The sequence below is a fragment of the Neptuniibacter sp. QD37_11 genome, from assembly GCF_047778105.1.
In the GTDB taxonomy this organism is placed as follows: Bacteria; Pseudomonadota; Gammaproteobacteria; order Pseudomonadales; family Balneatricaceae; genus Neptuniibacter.
In genome coordinates, this window is the sequence record NZ_CP180552.1 from 2,299,379 (window position 1) to 2,321,070 (window position 21,692).

At 43.8% G+C, this 21,692-nt stretch carries 20 protein-coding genes and 1 pseudogene; 9 read left to right on the forward strand and 12 right to left on the reverse strand.

Annotated elements, in window-relative coordinates; translation table 11 throughout:
* Positions 1–3: 3 nt before the first annotated feature.
* From ACMXYT_RS10575 to dinG, 3 genes and pseudogenes are all read right to left on the reverse strand, one after another.
* Positions 4–228, reverse strand: coding sequence for a hypothetical protein (locus ACMXYT_RS10575; RefSeq protein ID WP_415898627.1), 225 nt, complete (start codon positions 226–228; stop codon positions 4–6).
* 325 nt (positions 229–553) lie between these two features.
* A pseudogene (locus ACMXYT_RS10580) lies at positions 554–1,861 on the reverse strand (DEAD/DEAH box helicase); the annotation flags it as partial.
* 11 nt (positions 1,862–1,872) lie between these two features.
* Complete coding sequence (gene dinG, locus ACMXYT_RS10585; protein WP_415911410.1) at positions 1,873–3,993, reverse strand: ATP-dependent DNA helicase DinG; 2,121 nt, start codon at positions 3,991–3,993, stop codon at positions 1,873–1,875.
* A gap of 144 nt (positions 3,994–4,137) precedes the next feature.
* Here dinG and lexA point away from each other — a divergent pair, with 144 nt between their 5' ends.
* Both lexA and ACMXYT_RS10595 read left to right on the forward strand, forming a co-directional pair.
* A complete protein-coding gene (lexA, locus tag ACMXYT_RS10590; RefSeq protein WP_415884649.1) occupies positions 4,138–4,746 on the forward strand; it encodes a transcriptional repressor LexA in 609 nt (202 codons plus the stop codon).
* A gap of 2 nt (positions 4,747–4,748) precedes the next feature.
* On the forward strand, positions 4,749–5,207 hold the full coding sequence (locus ACMXYT_RS10595) for a cell division inhibitor SulA (RefSeq protein WP_415898629.1): 459 nt from the start codon (positions 4,749–4,751) through the stop codon (positions 5,205–5,207).
* 93 nt (positions 5,208–5,300) lie between these two features.
* Here the strand turns inward: ACMXYT_RS10595 and ACMXYT_RS10600 are convergent, their stop codons facing one another.
* From ACMXYT_RS10600 to topA, 3 genes are read right to left on the reverse strand one after another with little or no spacing between them, the layout of a single operon-like run.
* The gene (locus tag ACMXYT_RS10600) at positions 5,301–5,555 is read right to left on the reverse strand and encodes a hypothetical protein (RefSeq protein WP_415884094.1); all 255 of its coding nucleotides are present in this window, start codon (positions 5,553–5,555) and stop codon (positions 5,301–5,303) included.
* A 5-nt stretch (positions 5,556–5,560) separates the two neighbouring features.
* Entirely contained in the window at positions 5,561–6,085 is a 525-nt protein-coding gene (locus tag ACMXYT_RS10605) for a DUF6586 family protein (protein WP_415898630.1), read from the reverse strand.
* An 11-nt stretch (positions 6,086–6,096) separates the two neighbouring features.
* Positions 6,097–8,736, reverse strand: coding sequence for a type I DNA topoisomerase (gene topA, locus ACMXYT_RS10610; RefSeq protein ID WP_415898631.1), 2,640 nt, complete (start codon positions 8,734–8,736; stop codon positions 6,097–6,099).
* A gap of 277 nt (positions 8,737–9,013) precedes the next feature.
* On the opposite strand from topA, the gene ACMXYT_RS10615 reads away from it, so the two are divergent.
* Positions 9,014–9,718 (forward strand): DNA topoisomerase I, encoded by a 705-nt coding sequence (locus ACMXYT_RS10615; RefSeq protein WP_415898632.1) that lies wholly within the window; start codon positions 9,014–9,016, stop codon positions 9,716–9,718.
* On the opposite strand, the gene ACMXYT_RS10620 is transcribed toward ACMXYT_RS10615, so the two are convergent.
* Both ACMXYT_RS10620 and ACMXYT_RS10625 read right to left on the reverse strand, forming a co-directional pair.
* Positions 9,715–9,939, reverse strand: coding sequence for a DUF1653 domain-containing protein (locus ACMXYT_RS10620; RefSeq protein WP_415898633.1), 225 nt, complete (start codon positions 9,937–9,939; stop codon positions 9,715–9,717). The two genes, ACMXYT_RS10615 and ACMXYT_RS10620, sit on opposite strands and share 4 nt — an antisense overlap.
* Positions 9,939–10,457 (reverse strand): hypothetical protein, encoded by a 519-nt coding sequence (locus ACMXYT_RS10625; protein WP_415898634.1) that lies wholly within the window; start codon positions 10,455–10,457, stop codon positions 9,939–9,941. The genes ACMXYT_RS10620 and ACMXYT_RS10625 overlap by 1 nt, the downstream gene beginning before the upstream one ends.
* A gap of 226 nt (positions 10,458–10,683) precedes the next feature.
* Between ACMXYT_RS10625 and ACMXYT_RS10630 the strand changes: the two genes are divergently transcribed.
* Positions 10,684–11,124 (forward strand): universal stress protein, encoded by a 441-nt coding sequence (locus ACMXYT_RS10630; RefSeq protein WP_415898635.1) that lies wholly within the window; start codon positions 10,684–10,686, stop codon positions 11,122–11,124.
* Positions 11,125–11,131: 7 nt separating this feature from the next.
* Here ACMXYT_RS10630 and ACMXYT_RS10635 read toward each other — a convergent pair whose 3' ends face one another.
* Positions 11,132–13,024: an ATP-binding cassette domain-containing protein gene (locus ACMXYT_RS10635; protein WP_415911411.1), complete on the reverse strand. Its 1,893-nt coding sequence runs from the start codon at positions 13,022–13,024 to the stop codon at positions 11,132–11,134.
* Between the two features lie 147 nt (positions 13,025–13,171).
* Between ACMXYT_RS10635 and ACMXYT_RS10640 the strand changes: the two genes are divergently transcribed.
* Both ACMXYT_RS10640 and ACMXYT_RS10645 read left to right on the forward strand, forming a co-directional pair.
* Entirely contained in the window at positions 13,172–15,136 is a 1,965-nt protein-coding gene (locus ACMXYT_RS10640; RefSeq protein WP_415898637.1) for a transglycosylase SLT domain-containing protein, read from the forward strand.
* Between the two features lie 25 nt (positions 15,137–15,161).
* Entirely contained in the window at positions 15,162–15,959 is a 798-nt protein-coding gene (locus ACMXYT_RS10645; protein WP_415898638.1) for a TatD family hydrolase, read from the forward strand.
* Here ACMXYT_RS10645 and ACMXYT_RS10650 read toward each other — a convergent pair.
* On the reverse strand, positions 15,952–16,200 hold the full coding sequence (locus tag ACMXYT_RS10650) for a glutaredoxin family protein (RefSeq protein ID WP_415898639.1): 249 nt from the start codon (positions 16,198–16,200) through the stop codon (positions 15,952–15,954). The two genes, ACMXYT_RS10645 and ACMXYT_RS10650, sit on opposite strands and share 8 nt — an antisense overlap.
* Positions 16,201–16,329: 129 nt before the next feature.
* Between ACMXYT_RS10650 and ACMXYT_RS10655 the strand changes: the two genes are divergently transcribed.
* From ACMXYT_RS10655 to ACMXYT_RS10665, 3 genes are all read left to right on the forward strand, one after another.
* Entirely contained in the window at positions 16,330–16,857 is a 528-nt protein-coding gene (locus ACMXYT_RS10655; protein ID WP_415898640.1) for a PAS domain-containing protein, read from the forward strand.
* Positions 16,858–16,862: 5 nt separating this feature from the next.
* Positions 16,863–18,359, forward strand: coding sequence for a methyl-accepting chemotaxis protein (locus ACMXYT_RS10660; RefSeq protein ID WP_415898641.1), 1,497 nt, complete (start codon positions 16,863–16,865; stop codon positions 18,357–18,359).
* 249 nt (positions 18,360–18,608) lie between these two features.
* The gene (locus tag ACMXYT_RS10665) at positions 18,609–20,369 is read left to right on the forward strand and encodes a PHA/PHB synthase family protein (protein ID WP_415898642.1); all 1,761 of its coding nucleotides are present in this window, start codon (positions 18,609–18,611) and stop codon (positions 20,367–20,369) included.
* A gap of 77 nt (positions 20,370–20,446) precedes the next feature.
* On the opposite strand, the gene ACMXYT_RS10670 is transcribed toward ACMXYT_RS10665, so the two are convergent.
* The gene (locus ACMXYT_RS10670; protein WP_415898643.1) at positions 20,447–20,860 is read right to left on the reverse strand and encodes a tetratricopeptide repeat protein; all 414 of its coding nucleotides are present in this window, start codon (positions 20,858–20,860) and stop codon (positions 20,447–20,449) included.
* A gap of 3 nt (positions 20,861–20,863) precedes the next feature.
* Positions 20,864–21,265 carry an SMI1/KNR4 family protein gene (locus ACMXYT_RS10675; RefSeq protein ID WP_415884081.1) on the reverse strand — a complete coding sequence of 134 codons (402 nt, stop codon included), beginning with the start codon at positions 21,263–21,265 and terminating at the stop codon, positions 20,864–20,866.
* Positions 21,266–21,692: the final 427 nt, after the last annotated feature.

The following is a 21,692-nucleotide window of genomic DNA, read 5'->3' on the forward strand; positions in this document are numbered from 1 at the left end:
CAACTATTTTTCCGAATCGTCCATACTATCTAGGACTTTATTAACGCCTTTAAACAGGTAAATCACAATTAGATAGCCCATAGCAGCCAAGCCTAAAAAAAGCATAAGCTGCAATGGATCTTCCGTTCGCTGATAACCTGCCACACCTAAAGCTGCAATTACTGCGCTGAAAACAACTGCAGCAATAGAGGCGATACGATTAGTTTTGTGTTTGTCCTGATCTGTCACTTTCAACATCACTTTCAGGGTTAGTTACTGTCTCAACCGAAGGTTCTTCAGCTGCAACAGGCTCAACCGCACTTTCGTCAGCTACGTCTTCGTTTGCTTTTTCTTCCACTAGGTCAGCGTTTGGTTCCTGAACAGCTTCAGGCGTTACTTCAGCCGTTTTATCTTCGCCAGTTTCTTCAGCATTTTTCTCTTCAAGCTCTGCATCGTCAGCCGGTGCTTGTTCAACGGTTGATTCTTCGCCCTCTTTTTCTGTAACAAGCGCTTCAGCAGTAGTTTCAGGTACTTCTTCCATTGCGGGTTCAGAAACAGCAGACTTAGGCTCAGCTAACAGCTCGGCTTCAGGGTGAACACATTCCAGCTTAACGCCTGTTTCAGCTTCAATTTCTGGAATAAGGAAGGAATCATCTTCACAAGCGAAACAGATTGATGCACCTGTGGCACCGGCGCGACCTGTACGACCTATGCGGTGAACATAGTCATCAGGGTCTTCTGGCAGCTGATAGTTAAATACGTGAGTAACACCATCAATGTGGATACCACGACCTGCGACATCGGTCGCAACTAGCACCTGAATTTTACCGCTGCGGAAATCTTCTAACGTTTTTACGCGTTTTTGCTGTGGAATTTCACCAGACATAAGCGCAGCTTTAATTCCATCTTTACATAGACGGTCTGCTAGCTTACGCGTCTCATCACGGCGGTTACCAAAAACGATAACCTTCTCCGCGTGATCCTTATCCATATAATTACGAAGCAAACGGTACTTTTGCTCGCCAGAGACTAAATAAACGGTCTGACTAACATTGTCCGTCGTTTTAATTTCTGGTGCGATCTCGATTTTAACCGCATCCAAAGTCCACTGCTCTGCAAGGTTAAGTACTTCATCCGTAAACGTTGCACTGTAAAGTAGTGTCTGTCGATCACTACCTTTACGCGGTGTGTTACGGACAATAGTTCTTACATCTGGGATAAAGCCCATGCTCAGCATGCGGTCGGCTTCATCAAGAACAAGCACCTCAACATTCCATAGATCGACATCCTTACGATTGATGAAGTCGATCAATCGACCTGGCGTTGCGACTAAGATATCAACTGGCTTTCGTTTAAGGTTTTGGCGCTGCTTTTCATAATCCATACCGCCCACAAGGCTAACAATATGTAAACCTGTGTACTTCGCTAGGCCTTTTGCGTCTTCAGCAATTTGCAGTGCAAGCTCGCGCGTAGGTGCAACGACCAAAGCACGAGGTTCTGCTAAACGAGGTTTCTCGTCTAACGGGTAGTCAATCAAATCCGTAACAATACCCAGAAGGAAAGCTGCAGTTTTACCGGTACCAGTCTGTGCTTTACCAATGATATCTTTGCCAGCAAGTGCAGCAGGAATAGTTTCAGCTTGGATCCCTGTGCAGTATTCAAATTTAAGGTCATAAACCGCATGAAGGACGTCATCCGGCAGATTAAAATCTAAAAAACGCTTTTTACCTTCTACCTCAGGCACGACGAATTGTTCTGGGTTCCAAGACGCAGCTTTAGAGCGGTTGTTGTAACGACGACGTCGTTGAGGCTTACGTGCAGAAGAATTTCTTTTTTTGTTAGCGCTTTCAGTCTGCTCAACTGATTTATTTTCTGTACTCAATTCAACAATTCCTAAGAAAAATTTCGCCGATAAGGCGGTAAAGCGGCTAAAAGCTGCTTTCCATAACGACGGGTAATAAACCGTCGATCAAGCAATGTTATTTTGCCGCTATCGCTCTCAGTTCGTAGTAAACGCCCTGTAGCCTGGGTGAGGCGCATTGATGCCATCGGGATAACCCATTCTTGAAACGGGTTACGCCCTTGCGATTCTAACCATTCACCGTAGGTTGCCTCAACCGGGTCATCCGGTACACCAAATGGCAACTTCGTAATAATTACATGTGTTAGGTAATCACCAGGTAAATCTACGCCTTCAGCAAAAGAAGCCAAACCAAAAATAACACTTGGTTTATTAGCATCGATACGCTCTCTGTGTTGTCGCAAAATTTCATGCTTGGCAAGTTCGCCTTGCACAAGAATATCTGCTGATATACTAGCAGGCATACGCTCAAGAACATACCGCATCTGACGCCATGAGCTAAATAACACCAAGGATGCACTTCCCTGTTCTAAAATTGGCAATAACATTGCCGAAATTTCTTCATTATGGTCATCAGGGTTTCCTGGATCGGTTTTCATTGCAGGGACATGCAATTCGGCCGCATTTTGAAAATCAAATGGACTCATAAATATATTACAAGGACTATCCGTTGGTATGCCAAGATCAGCATATAGTCGATCAAACCGCCCTAGTGCGGTTAGCGTAGCCGAAGTAATAACAGCACCGTAGCAGTTTTTCCAAAGGTGCTCTTGTAAGGTTTCCGCCGCTGACACTGGGCTACTGCAACACTCAATATCAATGCCATCATTACCATCTACTTTAACGATCCAGCGGGCCGTCGGGAGTCCTGATGTCGAATCAGATACAGCGTAAGAATTAGCTAACCAATACATCGATTGCATACGGGATAAAAGCACACCCATCTGCGGATACCAAGTTTCACAGATAGCTAGGGGCAGATCGGCTAACTCACCATCCATTCCTTCTTTCAGAAGATCAACAATCTGCTCAAATTTTAAAACGACTCTCTCTGCAGCCTGAGCAAAATTGTGAAAGGACAACTGTAACGGTTCAGGAATCATACCTTGCGCAAAACGATAGCGATCACTTGGGCCTTGGAGTTTATCTTCAAGTATTTGATTTAATAGAAGTTGGACTTCCTTCAAGGAATTTTCCATATCTGCAAAAGGGTTAGCTAACTTCTCGATATAATTTCGAAGTACTATGTGATCAGACGCGTCATTCAATAATTTATTGAGGCTGCGTGTTGCTTTGCTCATCCAACGGATACTGGATTTAACACGTAAGCTATAAGAAAAATGCCCCGTAGTTTTAGTGCCTAGGTGATGGCCTTCATCAAAGACATAGATGGTATCTTCCGGCGGCGACAGAATAGCGCCGCCTCCAAGAGAGAGATCAGCTAAAACAAGATCATGGTTGGCAACTATCAGATCCCATTTATCCAACTCTTGTCTAGCCTTAAAGAATGGACAGATTGAAAAGTTACTGCAGCGACGATTTGTACACTGCATATGATCGCTAGTAGACAACCGCCAAACAGCATCAGGCACTGTATTCTTTAAAGCATCCCTATCGCCATCCCACTCACCCGAGGCATAGTGACTAAGTAGAGATTTAACCTCATCAATATCTGAGGTCTGAAGTTTTTGAGCTACTTCATCTTCATACAATGCAATTTGGCCTAATTCATTCTGTTGCTCCAATATTTTCTCTGCATTGGAAATACAAAAATATCGTCCTCGGCCTTTAGCTAAACCATAAGTAAGATTGATTCCGGCATCGCTAATCAGCTGTGGAAGGTCTTTAAGAATAAGCTGTTCTTGAAGGGCAACTGTTGCTGTAGAAACAACAACTTTCTTTTTTCGTTGCTGGGCTATAGGAACAGAAGCCAAAAGATAGGCCATCGTCTTACCCGTACCAGTACCAGCCTCCGTGACGCAGATATGCTGACCACCGGTCCTTTCGCCTTCAGAATTGGCAGTAATAGCGCCCAAAGTTTTCGCAACCTCAGCAATCATCAATTTCTGGCCATAGCGAGACTTCAATCCTCTGTTATTGAGAAAAGTACTGTAGGCCTGCTGTATTGTTTGCTTGAGCTGCTTATCTAACAAAACCGTATTCCATCGAAAATCTAGCCGCGATTCTAACAGTTATGACAGTTTAATAACAAAAATACTGTATAAAAAAACATAAGTTGCTTTACAAACCCAAAATACTGTATAAAAATACACGTACTGTATAAACAAACAGACAAGATCATGAAGCTGACTAAACGACAAACGGAAGTTCTGGATTGCATCAAGCGTCACATTGGCGATACCGGCTACCCACCTACTCGCGCAGATATTGCCCGCGATTTAGGGTTTAAATCAGCTAATGCAGCTGAAGAACACTTGAAAGCGCTGGCAAAAAAAGGCGCTATAGAAATTATTCCGGGTACTTCACGAGGTATCAGAGTACCTGAATTGGAAGAGGAAAATAGCGGCCTACCGATTGTTGGTCAGGTAGCAGCAGGATCGCCAATACTTGCTCAAGAGCATGTTGAAGATCACTGCACAATCTCCTCTGACTTCTTCCACCCTAAGGCGGATTATCTCTTAAGGGTGAAAGGTAGCAGTATGAAAGATGTAGGCATCATGGACGGTGATCTACTGGCAGTACACCAATGCCAAACAGCAAAGGATGGGCAGATTGTAGTCGCTCGAATAGAAGATGAAGTTACCGTAAAACGCTTCAAGCGTGAAGGTAACATCGTTTATCTAATTGCTGAAAATGAAGAGTTTGAACCGATTGTAGTGGATTTAAACGAACAACCACTGGCAATAGAAGGTTTAAGCGTCGGCGTTATTCGTAGAGGTAACTAACCATGATGGCATTTCACGCGAACCAAACAACAGCAATCATGCAGAGCACATCTGCAAATGAAAAAATTTTCACTAAGCAAAAGCCAGCTAATCAGCTTGCAGGTACGATGACTGAAATCGTTGTCCAAGATGAGAATTTTTCTAACATCCCAATGTTGATGCCATTGCTTGCACAACTAAGTCAGGATGATCGCTGGTTTGTGTGGATTGCTCCACCTGTGTTATTACCGAAAAACCTTCTGATTGAGGCAGGCATTGATCTGACTAAAGTCATTCTGCTCAACCCAGATAACAAACATAGTACCTTTGAGCTTGCTAAACAGGCGCTAAGCACAGGCACTAGCCACGCTGTAATATCATGGCCTGGATACTTAAATGATGAAGAATTTAACGACTTAGAAAGTGCCGCTAAGAAAGGACAAAGTCACGGAATTATAATTAGACGCCGTCAACATAGTTAAGTATTAGCTTCCATTTTTGTAAAGGCGCCTAGTTAAAGTATCATCACCCCAATAATGAGCTTTATCTGAGAGAAGCTCATTATCAGAGATTGCTTAATGAATAGTTGGAGGGATCTCTTCTTCAGGCTCTTGTTCTAAACCCACCCCAGATTCCGCCATCATCTGGATGCCTGCGGTTAACATAACGCGAGCGACATCTAGATATTGATCACTTAACTGTTCTTTAAGTGCATCTGAAAAATTAACTTTAATCATCGGCTCTTCATCGCTGTCCATATTCCGGATTGCTAGGCCACCTTCATCAAGTTCTATTATTTCAAGCACGGTCTCGGGTGTTAGTCCTGACACTTAATTTACCACTCTTGCATGCCTTCTCTGAGGCGATTAACTAATTCCGACAGTGAATCAAACCAAGTTTGATACTCAGTAATGATTTCACCATCCTCTGCATGATCAGGATTGATCTGCAGCACATGTATTTCAGAAACACTGTTAGTTTCAGTCACTGCTTGTTTGGCATCTGAACCATGCCAGCAGGCTTCATAAGCGGACATCATTTTATGCAACCAAGATGAATCATCGGATTCTAGGTTGTTTAACTGTGTCAACTCAGGGCTTTCGACGCCGGTCTGGGCCATTTCCGCAGCTAACGCACGATAGCCTTGAAAGCTTTCCGTATCGACTTTATACCATTCAGCAATTTCGCGTAAAAAAGCATCATAGGCTGACGTCAGGTGGAACAACACTGATTCGTTATAAGACTCTATCAATGCATGCTTGCTCCAACTGGTGTCATCTTGCGCTTTTTTAAGCTGTTCTAGATGAAGTCGTGTAAAGCTCAACTTCTGATTCGTGCGTGCCTGATATATACCGCTCATGAAATCCCCGATTATTTCTTCTTCGCTTTTTTACGGGTCTCTTCTTCGACCCATTTACCATCGCGATAGAATGCACGCCAACCAGTCGCTTTACCATTGACCTCGGTCATAACGTACTGCTCTTTAGTCTTTCTGCTATAGCGAATGACACTCAAGTTTCCATCTGAGTCATTCTTAGGCGCACTGAACAGGAATTCATATTTCGGATCAATCTCAGACTGATGCGGCAGTATTTCAACAATTTTCGGGGCACGTGTTTCTCTGTTTCTAGGGAACTGACTTGCTGCCAAGAACAAACCAGATGCTCCATCACGCAGGATGTACGTATCCTCTACCTTTTCGCACTGAAGCTCAGGCATTGGAACAGGATCCATCTTAGGTGGCGCAGGCTCTCCGTTTTTCAACAACTTACGGGTATTTTTACACTCAGTGCAACCGAAGTATTTACCAAAGCGACCGGTTTTAAGTTGCATCTCAGCTGAGCATTTATCACACTCTAGAACAGGCCCATCATATCCTTTGATACGATATTCACCCTTCTCAACTTCAAAACCGGAACAATCAGGGTTATTACCACATACGTGTAATTTACGATTCTCATCGATCAGATAAGAATCCATTGCTGAGCCGCATAGGTTACAACGGTGCTTCTTACGAAGAATGCGAGATTCTTCTTCATCATCGCCATCAGCACTAACAACTTCGTCACCAGAGACTAGGTTGATCGTACACTTACAACGCTCTTTGGGTGGCAAGCTATAGCCAGAACAGCCTAAGAACACACCTGTACTACCGGTGCGGATCATCATATCTCGGCCACAATCTGGGCAAGAGATATCTGTCTCTGTAGGAGAATTCGGGCGCATACCATTCTCAGCATCCTGCGCCTCTTCCAGCTTCTTAGAGAAATCAGCGTAAAACTGATCTAAAAGCGCTTTCCAATCAGCACTGCCTTCAGCCACATCATCAAGGCTTTCTTCCATACGTGCTGTAAAGCTGTAATCCATCAGGTCAGAGAAGTTCTCACCTAGACGCTCTGTAACAATATCGCCCATTTTTTGAGCATAGAAACGTCGGTTCTGAACTTCTACATAACCACGATCTTGGATCGTCGAAATAATCGCTGCGTATGTCGATGGACGACCAATACCTCGTTTCTCAAGCTCTTTAACTAGGCTTGCTTCGGTGAAACGAGGAGCCGGTTTCGTAAAATGTTGCTTAGGCAACAGATCGACTAAATTTAGATTATCGCCAGCTTGAACATCAGGCAGGATAATATCTTCTTCACCTTTGCCCTTCGCTGGCATAACGCGTGTGTAACCATCAAACTGTAGGATTCGACCTTTGGTAACTAATTCAAAGTCACCGGCAGACACAGTTACACGCGTGCTTAGGAATTTCGCAGGTGTCATCTGACAAGCTAAGAATTGACGACGAATAAGCTCGTATAAGCGCTCAGCGTCTCTGTCCATGTTTTTAAGAGCAGTCGCTTCAACATTAACATCAGATGGGCGAATCGCCTCGTGGGCCTCTTGAGCGCCCTCTTTGCTGCTATAGCTGTTAGGTGTATCAGGTAGGTATTTACTACCGAAATGATTACCAATGTACTCACGGCAGTTCGCAACGGCTTCTGCACTTAAGTTTGTAGAGTCCGTACGCATATAGGTGATATAACCTGCTTCGTACAAACGCTGCGCCATCATCATGGTTTTCTTAACACCAAAACCAAGGCGCGTACTCGCAGCCTGCTGCAGAGTTGATGTGATAAATGGAGCTGAAGGTTTACTGCTGGTCGGTCTATCTTTACGACTGATTACTTCAAATGAAGCCGAACGAAGCTGCTCTAAATGTGCATTAGTTTCATCTTCTGAACTTGGACGGAAAGTTTCGCCATTTATGCGATGCACCTGCAGTTTTAGTGGATCTTTCCCTTTCGTTAGCGTATCAGCCTGCACTTCCCAAAATTCTTCAGGAATAAATGCTCGAATCTCTTTTTCTCGCTCTACGACCAATTTAACAGCCACCGACTGAACTCGACCTGCAGATAAACCGCGTGCCACTTTTTCCCAAAGTAGTGGAGAGACCATATAGCCAACTACACGATCAAGGAATCGACGCGCCTGCTGGGCATTAACGCGATCCATGTCTAGCGCTGAAGGCTGTTCAAACGCTTCAGATATGGCTTTCTTGGTTATCTCATTAAAGACAACACGACGGTAACGCGTATCATCACCACCAATCGCTTCACGCAAGTGCCATGCAATCGCTTCCCCTTCGCGGTCCAAATCGGTTGCGAGATAGATTTCGTCAGCATTCTTAGCTAGACGTTTAAGTTCATCAACAACCTTCTCTTTTCCAGGAAGAATTTCGTAATGCGGATCCCATCCTTTGTCAGGATCGATCCCCATACGTCCAATAAGCTGTTCACGCGCCTTCTTCTTTTTATGTACAGCCTTTTGTTCAGGCGACATTTTACGCGTCAAAGCCGCTTGGCGAGCCCGTTCTTTAGGATCGCTCTTTTTAGTACTGCCACTGGTTGGCAGGTCGCGAATATGACCCACACTGGATTTTACAACGTACTGATTACCCAGATATTTGTTAATGGTCTTCGCTTTCGCGGGTGATTCCACGATTACCAGGGATTTTCCCATAGCGTCCTTCTTTCCTCGGGCTACATGGTTAAACGCTGACGAACTATCTATTTTTGCAACTTATAACGGTGTTTCTGTGCAAAAACTGCTCACATTTGAGTTTAGCGCTCAACTAACAATAATATTTGGGAGCATATATAAGTGTTGAGAATGCTATGGTCAAGCAGCAATTGCGATAAAAGTAGACCAATGGATCAACAAGAACTTTACCTATCAGCACTTACAAGCCACAATATTCACCATAATTAACAATAATTTAATCGTCCAGAAATTACTGATGCTTAACGATAATCTTTTATTTGTAATTCTTATCGCAGTGGTCGGCCTAGTCGCCATTACTGTGAATTTTGTAATTACGACTCGAGAGCAGCAGGAAGAAGCTAAAGATCAGCGTCTTACTTGGCTTAAAGGACAGGCAGAACACATTCTGCAGGCTATTGCTGTGCTGCGTGAAGCAGACTGCAAACCAGAAATTATTCAAAAGATTAATGAGCACGCCACCTCTCTTCTTGAAGAGGTTGCTATGCTGGCACCGGACTCAGAACTATTTAACTCTCTCACTCAGCAGAAAGATACCGCTGATAAAGCATTTGCTTCTGCAGACGTATTCGATAGTGATAAGGCTCTAAAGCGCGCTCAGATCTATATTAACTTCGCCGAAAAGCTCGTAGTTCAGCTGGCAAGAGGAGGAAAGATTACTCCCACCCTAGCTCAGAGCTATAAACAGGAACTTTATTGGTTACGCATTACAGTGGTTGCAGACGCTCATGTAAGCCAAGGCAATCGTTTTTTGCAGAACGAAGACTCCATGACGGCAGTTTCCCATTACCGTCACGCCAAAGCTTTACTAGTAAGGGCCAATATCCCTCATACGGTTAAAAAACCACGTCTTGATACAGTAGATAAACTAATTGAAGAGATCCAACCTAGAAAACCTCGCTCGCAAGGCACTCTAGCTGATTCAATGGATCGTCTTCTTTAATCGATCTTCTTAAATCGAGGAACAACTGAGCCGTCTTTTAGGGATACTGTCTCAACAAACATCTCTAAAGGGCGTACCCAAGTAGATTCATCCCCGTAACCCAGCTTGTAGACCACCAGCCACTCTTCAGTTTCAGAATGTCGCGCTACATCTAGAACAACGTATTCTGGCCCTTTGTAGTGCTGGTAACGACCTGCAGGTACTTCAACCGGTGGTAACATCAAAAATTGCCCTCACTAAATTCTTTAAGCTGTTGATAAAGAGATTCCATAATCTCTTCACCTTTATCACTATTTCCAGCCTCATCCCAATGAACACCGACATAAGCTGGCGTTGATTCTAAAGAGAAAACCCCCTTTGGAAGCTCCTCTAACAGCGTATTTAATTTATCTAATTGCAGCTCAGATAAAGTGCGCTCACCTTTAGCCCAGCACCACCCAGCATTTAAACCGATATTTGCGATGGACTCGACCCGGAACACTTGCCAAGTGTTGAAGCTATTTTTCTGCTCACGACTTAAACCTTCGCGCAAAATACGATAAGCAGTCATATTGCGCTCATCTGGTTCCATTTCGCCCTGCGCTCTAGGAGGCTGCATTTTTTCGAGTTGTATTTGGAAGCCAAGTGCTTTTGCCTTGAGCCTCAGAGATGCTTGGTATTTTTGCTTCTTGGTGGGCATAACCCACATCATCGAGCCTAACAAAGACATCATGATCAGGACGATTACCATCCACTCCATTACTAAACCCTCAGCCCTAATACCGTAAAGCACGGAATCGTTGAAAAAAGACTGTGCACGACTGCAGAAAAACACTCAGACGTAACACAACCTATTAAAATATTGATAGAAATCATCTGCCGCGATTTTACCAGAGTACGTACAGCAACGCTCTATGCTAATCTGTTAAAAGAGTCTGTAAGTCACTCTCAACAGCCTTAAACACTTTGCTAGTGGAGATGCAGTGATGGGAACTTATTCCAAGATACTTTTAGCCTTAGACCTCTCAAGCGAATCTGACCAGCTCAAAAGTAAAGCCTATGAACTTGCAAAAGCGAACGACGCGCAGCTCTATGCAGTTCACGTTATTGAACCACTCAGTTTTGCTTATGGGGGCGATGTTCCGATGGATCTAACCTCAATACAGGAACAACTAGATAAACACGCCCAGCAGAAGCTCAAGCGCTATTGTGAGACCCTAGACTATCCAGTCACTGAACAGTTAGTGGTCACAGGTCAAACCGAATCAGAGATCCACCGCCTTGCCGACGATTATGATATAGATCTGGTTATTGTAGGCAGCCACGGTCGTCACGGTATCGCCCTTCTACTAGGTTCAACCGCTAACGGCGTTTTACATGGTGCTAAGTGTGATGTTTTAGCAGTTAGAATTCTGGATCAAGACTAGGAAGGGGTTACTCCCCTTCCTGCAGCGCTTCTAACTCAACCCAACGGTCCATCAGCTGCTCGACCAGTGATTCCTGATCCTGTAACTCACTGAGTTTTTGACTCACGAATTCATGATCCTGCTGATAAAAGTCAGGAGCAGCTGTTTCCGTTTGCAACGTTTCCAGAGCCGCTTCCGCTTGTTCTAACTGAGCTGGGAGTTCATCTAATTCACGCTGCAGTTTGTAACTTAGTTTTTTCTTCTTCGCAGGCTGAGAAGGCGCTGCTTCTTTGACTTGAGGCTTTTCAACCTTAGACTGTTTACTCTCCTGTTTTACAGGTTCCGGGCGCTGCCTCAGCCAATCTTGATAACCACCAACATATTCATTCAGTTCGCCGTCACCTTCGAATACCAAGGTGCTAGTCACGACATTATCCAAGAAGGAACGGTCATGGCTTACTAGAAGAATAGTTCCATCAAAATCGAGAATAATCTCTTCGAGCAACTCTAGAGTTTCAATATCCAGATCGTTGGTTGGTTCATCGAGCACTAACAGATTTGCTGGCTGACTAAAGAGCTTGGCTAGCAATACCCTGTTTGTCTCTCCACCGGATAATGCTTTTACAGGCGTCCGCGCTCTTTCAGGCGCAAACATAAAGTCATTCAAGTAACTAATCAGGTGACGATCACGGCCATTAATACTGATACTCTCTCGACCTTCAGCGATGTTATCCATCACTGTTTTTTCAGGATCAACTTGAGCACGTAACTGATCAAAGTATGCAATTTTGAGATTCGTACCAAGCTTCACTTCACCTTGATCTGGAGATTGCTTACCTAAAAGCACACTTAGCAAACTACTCTTTCCGGCACCATTTGGCCCGATAAGACCAATACGATCACCGCGTTGTAAGACAAAATCAAAGTTACTAAACAATGGTTTGCCAGCATAACCCAACGACACATCTTTAAGTTCAGCAACTAGCTTGCCACTGCGAGCCGCTTCTTCTAAAGAGAACTTAGCCTTACCGCCTCGTTCACGGCGGTCCGCTCGTTCATTACGCATCTTTTTAAGGGCACGAACACGCCCTTCATTTCGGGTTCGACGTGCTTTAATACCTTGACGAATCCAAGTTTCTTCTTGCGCCAGACGCTTATCGAATAGAGCATTCTGCTTCTCTTCATCCTCAAGCATCTTCTGCTTTAAATCCATGTAAGCAGAATAGCTACCCGGGAACGATGACAGCACACCACGATCAAGCTCTACGATACGAGTCGCCAAGCGATCCACCAACGCTCTATCGTGAGAGATAATCAACAGGCCACCTTTAAATTCAAGCAGTTGCTGCTCTAGCCATTCGATAGTCTCGATATCTAAATGGTTGGTAGGTTCATCGAGTAATAAAAGATCAGGATTCTGAACTAAAGCAGCGCCTAACGCGGTACGACGACGCCAACCTCCTGACAACTCAGACATTAACTTGTCGCCAGGCAGATCCAACTGCTCAATCACGCGCTGAACACGCTGCTCTAAATGCCACCCATCAACCGCTTCAATCTGATGCTGAAGCTTATCCAGCACCTTCATGTCTGCATTTTCAGATGCAGCAAGCTCATCATAATCCTGACGTAGCTTTTGGATATCACCCAAACCTGCAGTAACTACATCACGTACTAAACGCTCATCTGCCGCTGGCATAGCCTGAGGTAATTCTGCGATTCGACACGTTGGCGAAACCCAAAACTCACCACCATCAGCTTTGTGGTGACCTGCAACCAGCTTTAATAGTGTTGATTTACCAGCACCATTCATGCCGACCAAAGCGACCCTTTCACCGGGATCAATTTGGAAATCAACGTTATCTAGTAGAGGTTTGGCACCAAAGGCCATGGATATTTTATCGAGTCGAATCAGAGGCATGGTAGGTCAGCTTTTGTTCATTGAGGCCGCTATTCTACTCATTTTCGACAGATATGCATGAAAATGCTGCATTCAGGTAAATTATTATTTAATTAAGCCGTTAATCTATCGTATAAAGTGGTAATGGATTATTCATAGGACTTGAAGATGAAACCTTTTTGGCAAACAACAACCGGTGTGTTCACTTTAACATCGCTACTTATTACAGCACCGATTTCTTACGCATCCATAGAACAACAACGCAAACAATTTTTGCAAGCTGAAACCTACTTAAAACAGAACAAAACCCAGTCTTTTAAGAAGGCTCGAAAAGCACTTAATGATTACCCTTTAGCACCTTATTTAGATTATCAATACGAGCTAAAACGGCTTTACAAATCCAATTCTGGGAACGTATCTGCATTTATCGAAAAATATCCAGAACTACCGATCGCTAACCGACTCAACCGCACTTGGTTAAATCACCTAGCGAAAAACAAAAAATGGACGACCTATCGTAAGCATTTTAGTAACCACCCAGTTACTAACGTGCGCTACGAGTGCCAACAACAAACAGCGCTACTCAATGGCAATTCTAAGCAGAAAAAAGCTGCACTGTATAAAGCGCGTGAGCTATGGATGGTAGGCAAATCCCAACCTAAAGCATGCGACCCACTGTTTAAAGCTTGGATGGCAACCGGTCGACCAACAACGAATGAAGCTTCCCAGCGTTTTTGGATGAGCGTTGAACAAAATGAGATCAAACTCGCTCGTTACCTAACCAAGCAGGTCAAAGATAAAAAACAGAAACAACAAGCTGAGCTTTTCTGGAAACTTTACAATTCTCCAGAACTGGTTGATGGCTCAACTATAAATAAAATTGATAAAGTTCAACGTCCTATAGCGGCATCTATCGCGTATAAACGCTGGTATCGTAAACAACCAATAACAGCCACTCAGTCTTGGCTTAAAAAGCGCGACGGGCTGATGCCACAGGTTGATCAAGACAAAGTTAGCCTATACATGGGCGAACGTCTGAATTGGACCTATAACAGCCAAGCGATCAAACTGAGTAAGCAGCTTGACCCTGAATACCGCATTGAAGAACTAACAGAGCGACGTATTCGTAATGCCTTAGCTAAACAGGATTGGAAGACGGTTGTAGAAGCAATTAGCCATCTCAGTGAAGAAGAGAAAAAAGATTCTAAATGGCAATATTGGTCTCTCATTGCTGAAAGGCACCTCAAGCCCAAAACCGACCAAAAAGAGAAAATCGCCGAAGTCGCTAAAGACCGGAGTTTTTATGGTTTCTTAGCAGCTGAGTTAAATCAAAGCCCTTTCCAACTAAACGCTAAATCAGATGCTGTAACTCAAGAGCAACTGGATGAGTTAGCCAAATTACCTGCTGCAGCCCGCGCAGGTGAGTTATTCAAACTAGGTCGATTGACCGAAGCGAATCGAGAATGGCGCCTCGCTCTATCTCAGATGGATGAACAGCAAAAGAACCTTGCAGGTTATCTAGCTAACTCTTGGGGTTGGCACCTACAAGCGATCATCAATGCTGCCAAAACAGAGCGTTGGGACCATATAGATCTTCGGTTCCCTTACCCTCATGCAAAACTATTTAAAGAGCATGCGGTTAAAAACGATCTCGATCTAAGCTTCCCTGTTGCTATAGCCCGCCAAGAAAGTGCGTTCCTATTCAACGCCACATCCCGTGTTGGCGCACGAGGACTAATGCAGTTAATGCCACAAACAGCCAAACTTACAGCTAAAAAGCATGAAGTGCCGTATAAGAAAAATGCAGAGTTAGATAAACCAGAGATCAATATTACCCTGGGTTCCGCCTACTTAGGTGATATGTTGAAGAAATTCGATAACAATCCAGCCTATGCAGCAGCAGCTTACAATGCGGGCCCTCACCGTGTAACTAAGTGGCTCAAACAACGAGGCGATCTGCCTTTAGACATCTGGATTGAAACGATTCCGTTTAAAGAAACGCGCAAATATGTTCAAAGTGTATTAGCATTCCGCGTCATTTATGATCGCCTAGAAGGTCGGCAAGCAAGCTTACTTAACGATAAGCAAATCGCCTTATTAGCCGTTAACCAAAGCAAAAAAACTGCTTTATAAACAAATAGTAAAAGAAGATATCTGTATGACTAATCCTTGCTGGATTGATATTGGCGTTAACCTTACCGACAGTAGTTTTAATAAAGATAGGGAAGATGTAATCCAGCAAGCATTAGAACAGGGTGTTGAACGTCTAATCATTACAGGCACAACACTCGAAGAGAGCCTCCAAGCTATCGAGTTATGCCAAAAATATCCTGAACATCTCTACTGCACAGCGGGAGTTCATCCCCATTACGCAAAAGATCACGCAGGCAATCAACTACAAGAGTTAAACGTACTGTTAAAACAGGACTGTGTCGTTGCAGCAGGTGAGATGGGATTAGACTTCAATCGAAACTTCTCTACACCAGAACAACAAGTCAATGCGTTTGACAAGCAACTTGAAATCGCATGCACGCACAAACAACCTCTATTTCTACATGAACGAGAGGCCCACAAAAAACAGTTGGAAATGCTATATAGCTACCGAGACCATATTCCAAACGCCGTAGCGCATTGCTTCACCGGCAGCAAAGAAGAGCTGTATAACTATCTAGATCTTGATATGCACATAGGCATTACAGGTTGGATCTGTGATGAAAGACGCGGATTAGATTTACAAAAGCTGGTCAAAGACATTCCTACCGATCGTTTGATGTTAGAGACAGATGCACCCTACCTTCTTCCTCGAGATATAAAACCGAAACCAAAATCTCGCCGCAACCTTCCTATCTATCTTCCGCATATAGCGAGAAAGGTTGCAGAACTAAGAGGCGTAGAGCTGGAACAGCTACAACAGGATGCTTATCAAACTACCTGCAAGTTCTTTGGACTCATTTAGATACGCGCTGAAGAAATTCTAGAAGTTGAGATTGGTCAAAAGGCCATTCCAGCTCTTCTTTACTCTCCAAATCCAACAACACTGGAATTTTCACACCATAGCGTTCAACTAAATCGTCGTCATCAGCAATATCAACCTGATAGATCGCATACTTCTGCATATCCACTGAAGACGCTATCAATTGCTCTGCCACATCACACAAATGGCAACCGACGGTTCCCATCAATTCCAACTCTCTCACTCTATTTACCCTTGCTAACTCGCTTTTTCAGACCGTTCGACCGGAGACCTGAGCTAGATCACAGAATGTCTTCAATCTGCATGCTAGAGTCCGCAGCCAATTAATCGCAACCATCAATTTATATAGCGAATGAAAAACCAGATCATACCGAAAAACGCCGAAGTTCGTTTAAACAATGATGAATTTATCGTGTCAAAAACCGACACAAAAGGACGTATCACCTACATCAATCGCGTCTTTATGCAGATTGCCGGCTACAACGAAGCTGAACTTTTAGGCAAACAACACAACATTATTCGCCACCCTGATATGCCACGCGGTGTATTTAAATTCATGTGGCAAACATTACAGCAAGAAAAAGAGTTTTTTGGTTACGTAAAAAACCTCTGCCGAGATGGCTCTTTTTACTGGGTCTTTGCCAACGTAACCCCCGATTACGATGCTCAAGGGCAGCTAACAGGTTACTACTCTGTACGCCGCAAACCTAGCCAACAAGCCATAAATACCCTTACCCCTATTTATGCTGAGATGCTAGCGCTAGAAAAACGCACGCCTGCTAGCCAAGCAGCCGAAAAATCTATCGAATTGCTCAATTCTAAACTGCAATCCTTAGGTAAAGGCTATTTCGAACTTGTTATGGGGCTGGACCAAGAATAATGCGAATGTCAGACAAACAATTTTCCAACGGCACCAGTCGCGGCGTTCCATTTTTACGGGCTCGCGCTAAGCGCTTAGTTATATGCTGGAACATATTATTGCTCGGCTCTTTAGTGGGCAGCATTTTTATTGCTGATACCCCCTATTGGCAAATCATCCCAGTTATCGCGGCAATAGCCTTAACCGTCTACACATTAAAATCTAATGCCTATGCAATAAATGCCTTGGAGCGAATCAACACTACATTGATAAAAGCCAATGATGGCGATTTTAGCACTCGTATCACATCTGTATCTGGGCTCGGCGAAGTAGGTAAAGTTGCCTGGGAACTAAATGATCTATTGGATCGAGTGGAATCCTACTTCAAAGAGGTCGACGCCTGCTTTAGCTATGTTGCTGAAGGTCGTTATGATCGAAAGGCCCTGTACAAGGGGATGCCTGGGCGCTTAAGGAAATCACTATCCCAAATCAACGCTTCTTTAGAGAAGATGGAGGAAGGTGCCAAATTCCTAGTCTCCAACCAACTTAAATCAGAGCTACATAATCTAAATACAAGTCATTTGATTGAAAACCTCCGACGAAACCAGTCCGATTTAGTCAAAATTTCTGAAGAGATGGAGCAAGTAGAGTCCATCGCGGCCAAAAATGGTCAGGCCGCTGCCAATAGTCAAAGCAGCGTCGATAATATGAGCGGCGCGCTCGCAAGTATTACGGCAAACATCACCAGTGTATCCGAGGTAACTAAAGCCTTAGAGGCCGACAGCACTAAGGTTTCATCATCCTTATCGATCATTACCGAAATCGCTGATCAAACCAGCCTCCTCGCGCTTAACGCTGCTATTGAGGCTGCTAGAGCGGGCGAACAAGGTCGTGGATTTGCTGTCGTTGCGGATGAGGTAAAAGCCCTATCCAATCGTACAAAAGAAGCTGCGATTGAAGTAACAGAAACCATCAATAGCTTCAGTGAACGGGTTGCTGACATGGTTCAGCAAGCCGAAATTTCCTCACAAGCAGCAGAAGAGATCAACACTCAAGTTCAGCAATTTCGAGAGCAGTTTGCAGACATTGCGACCTCCGCAGAGGATACTCAACGTTATATTGCCTATGCCAAAGACTGCACTTTTGGCTCCCTGATAAAAGCCGACCACGTTATTTTTAAACAAAATGGTTATGTTGCTCTAGATGACACAAAAGACCGCTCTGAAGAGTTAGAGGCAGTAAGTGTTTGCCATACTGATTGCCGTTTAGGTCAGTGGTATTTCGAAGGGGAAGGTTTTGAATCCTTTAAAAACACTAAAGCTTATAAATTAATGGATGCACCTCATGCAGCCGTGCATCAATCTGTTTTAAAAGCAGTTTCTTACCGTGACCAGAACTGGAAGAAAGACAAATCGATCCGCCAAGAGATTGTAGAGCAGATGCGAAATGCTGAAGAAGAGAGCTATAAAATTCTGCAACATATCGACGATATGATTGATGAACGTCATCGGATGACTAGTTAAAAGAACTACAGAAAACATGTGTTTTATCTACAATCGGTATGACATTTATTGAACCAAGGCCTTAACACCTTAGTGTGATCGACCAAGGAATACCTTGATACATTGCACCGCACAAGAATATGCTGGACAGATATATTCATAAAAACGCAATTAAAAGTTGCGATATTGTGAGTTAAACCGTAAAACTTGTATTTCCACGATTCCATAATCGTTACGAATATGTGAAGCACGCAAGATGGAAGGACGGATATGACAAAGAAAGGCGACCCTATGGACAACAATAGCAACCTACTTTCCAACCCTCAGGAGTTTATCGACTACCTGAATTCCGAAACCAAGAAAGTATTGGATATGTTCTCAGCTTCAGGCTGTGATGATATTTTCAGTAAGTTCACACAATCCTGGACAGAGTTAGCTAACCGCTCCTGGGAAGACCCTACTGTTTGGATCCGTGCAATTACTGATTATCAGCAGAGCCAAATGAGCCTTTGGACTAACTTGCTGACAGGTAAAAACAGCGAATCAGTTGCTGAACCTGCACGCGGTGACCGTCGTTTCCAAGCTGAAGAGTGGTCTCAGAACCCTGTTTTCGATTACATCAAGCAATCTTACCTACTAAGCTCTAAGCTTCTTCAGGAAATGGCTGCTAATGCAAATCTTTCTGACCAAGAACAGAAGAAACTTGAGTTTTACACGCAGCAATATATCGATGCGATGTCTCCAACCAACTTTGCAATCACTAACCCTGAAGTGCTTCAACAAGCGTTGGAAACTAAAGGTCAGAGCTTAGTTGATGGCCTTAAAAACCTTCTAGGTGATGCAGAGAAAGGCCGCATCTCTATGACTGACGAGTCTGCATTTGTTCTAGGTGAGAACATTGCAACGACTGAAGGTTCTGTCGTATTTGAAAACGAGATGTTCCAGCTTATTCAGTACAAACCAACGACTGAAGAGACTTACGCTCGTCCAACAATGATCGTGCCTCCTTGCATCAACAAGTTCTACATTCTTGACCTGCAAGAAAGCAACTCATACGTAAAATACTGCGTTGACCAAGGTCAAACTACGTTCATGGTTTCTTGGTTGAACCCATCGATCGAACAAGGTCACATCACTTGGGACGACTACGTAGAGAAAGGCATCCTTAAAGCGACACAAGTTATCCAAGATATTACTAAGAGCGACAAAGTTAACGCAGTAGCATGGTGTGTAGGTGGTACTCTACTAACAACTGCTCTAGCGGTAATGGCAGCGCGTAAAGATACATCTATCGCTTCTGCAACGTTCTTCACTACGCTTCTAGACTTCACTGATCCTGGTGATCTATGTGTATTCATTGACGAACAGCAGATTAAGAAGCTGGAAGACAAAGTAAATAATCAGGGCTACCTAAGTGGTCGTGAACTTGCTACGTCTTTCAACATGTTGCGTTCAAACGATCTAATCTGGTCCTATGTTGTTAACAACTACCTTAAAGGTCAGACGCCTCCTCCGTTCGATATCCTGTACTGGAACAGTGACTCTACTAACCTACCAGCAGGCATGTACACGTACTACATTAACAACATGTACATGGAAAACGGTCTAACTAAGAAAGACCAGTTAACTATCTGCGGTGAAAAGATCGATCTTGGCAAGATCAAGATCCCTTGCTACTTCCTATCTACAATCGAAGATCACATTGCTCCATGGAAAGGTACTTTCGAAGGGACTGAACTGCTTAAAGGCAAAAACGAGTTCGTTCTAGGTGCTAGCGGTCACGTTGCGGGGGTTATCAACCCAGCTTCTAAGAACCGTCGTAACTACTGGATCAACGGTGAACTAGGTAACGGTGCAGATAGCTGGTTAGAATCAGCTGAGCGTCAGGAAGGCTCATGGTGGCCTCACTGGGCTGAGTGGTTGAAGCGTCGTGCTGGTAAGAAAGTTGCGGCTCCAGCTGCACCAGGTAACGATGAGCACAGCGTTATCGAAGCAGCACCTGGTCGTTATGTCGCTGTACGTATCGACTAAGTTGGATTAGAAATAAAAAACGGAGCATCTGCTCCGTTTTTTTGTTTTAGTCAGTTATGCACATTAGACCGTGAAGATTATTCAACCTCAGAACGTAGCTGCTGGATATCTGCTTGAAGCTCCTGATCCTCAGTGAACCCCGCAAATTTTTCCGCTTTAGACAAAGCTTCAAGTGCATCCTCTTTTTGACCTTCTTCAAACAGGCGCTGAGCTAAAGAGTATTGAATTGAAGCCTTATACTCTGTCTCTTTTAAGTTATCGGCCACTTGATAAGCTTGCTGATAGAGCTTGATCGCATCTTGGTTTTCTTCTGAGAAATCAGCTAGTGTTTCCCAAAACACAGGGTGATCGTTCTTCTTGCCTTTATACTGCTCAGCTAAAGTTTCCAATTCAGCATAAACCGAATAAAACTCTTTTTCGTTATCCGCTTCAGCTGCTTTCATCATCGACTCAGCAAAAGCTTCAATTTGTTGAAAAATCTGTCTGTTCATTTATTAACTCTCCAACCAGACATCTTTGGCCCAGTTCCAGATCGATGGCCACTCATCTTCTATAGTGTCGCCGTGCTGCCAGAGCAAGATGGCTGCATCTTGAGTAATGCAATAGTAACCATTCGCATGCTCACAAATCGGAATGTACTCACGAGGCATACCAATATCCCAAGCGGTAGCGGCTAATTCAGGTAAAAACGTGTGCGAACTTGGATCAGCCACAGTCGCCGGTTCGATGGAGCCACAGACGATATCACTTACTTCAAGCAAAAAATGTTTATATTCATCTGGCAGCGAGATCAGAATCTGTTCTTCGATCTCAACAAGATCGTCTTCATCAGGTAGATCTAAAGGTACAGGAACTTCGACATTACGCTCTTGTAGTAATTCAATAATATCTTCCATATAGGCGCTCCTGTATTAGGCTTTTCAGATTCGCAGGCAGACTAGTCGAGCAGACCGGAGAAGTAAATAAAAGAGATCAGTTATATCCATCTTTAATAACTTTAGAGAATATTTATATACACAAAAACCGCAAACATTACTTCATACGACAGTAGCTATGCCAAAATATGTAATACTTTAGAATTAATCTAATCCGAATTGCTAACTCCTTTGGCCTTATTTCCCAAGACATTAGCGACAGAATCCGTATAATTCGCGCCAAACATCCTGCAACCTCCAGAAAATGTCATAAAATTATGTTCTAGGTGTTGCAGAACAAAGAAGTCTCGGGTGATAACAGCTGACTCACCAAAGTCATGACTGTTGCGGCCACAAGCCCCCATCCCCGCAGCTACTTCACAAACCATTATTATTATTAAAATGGCGA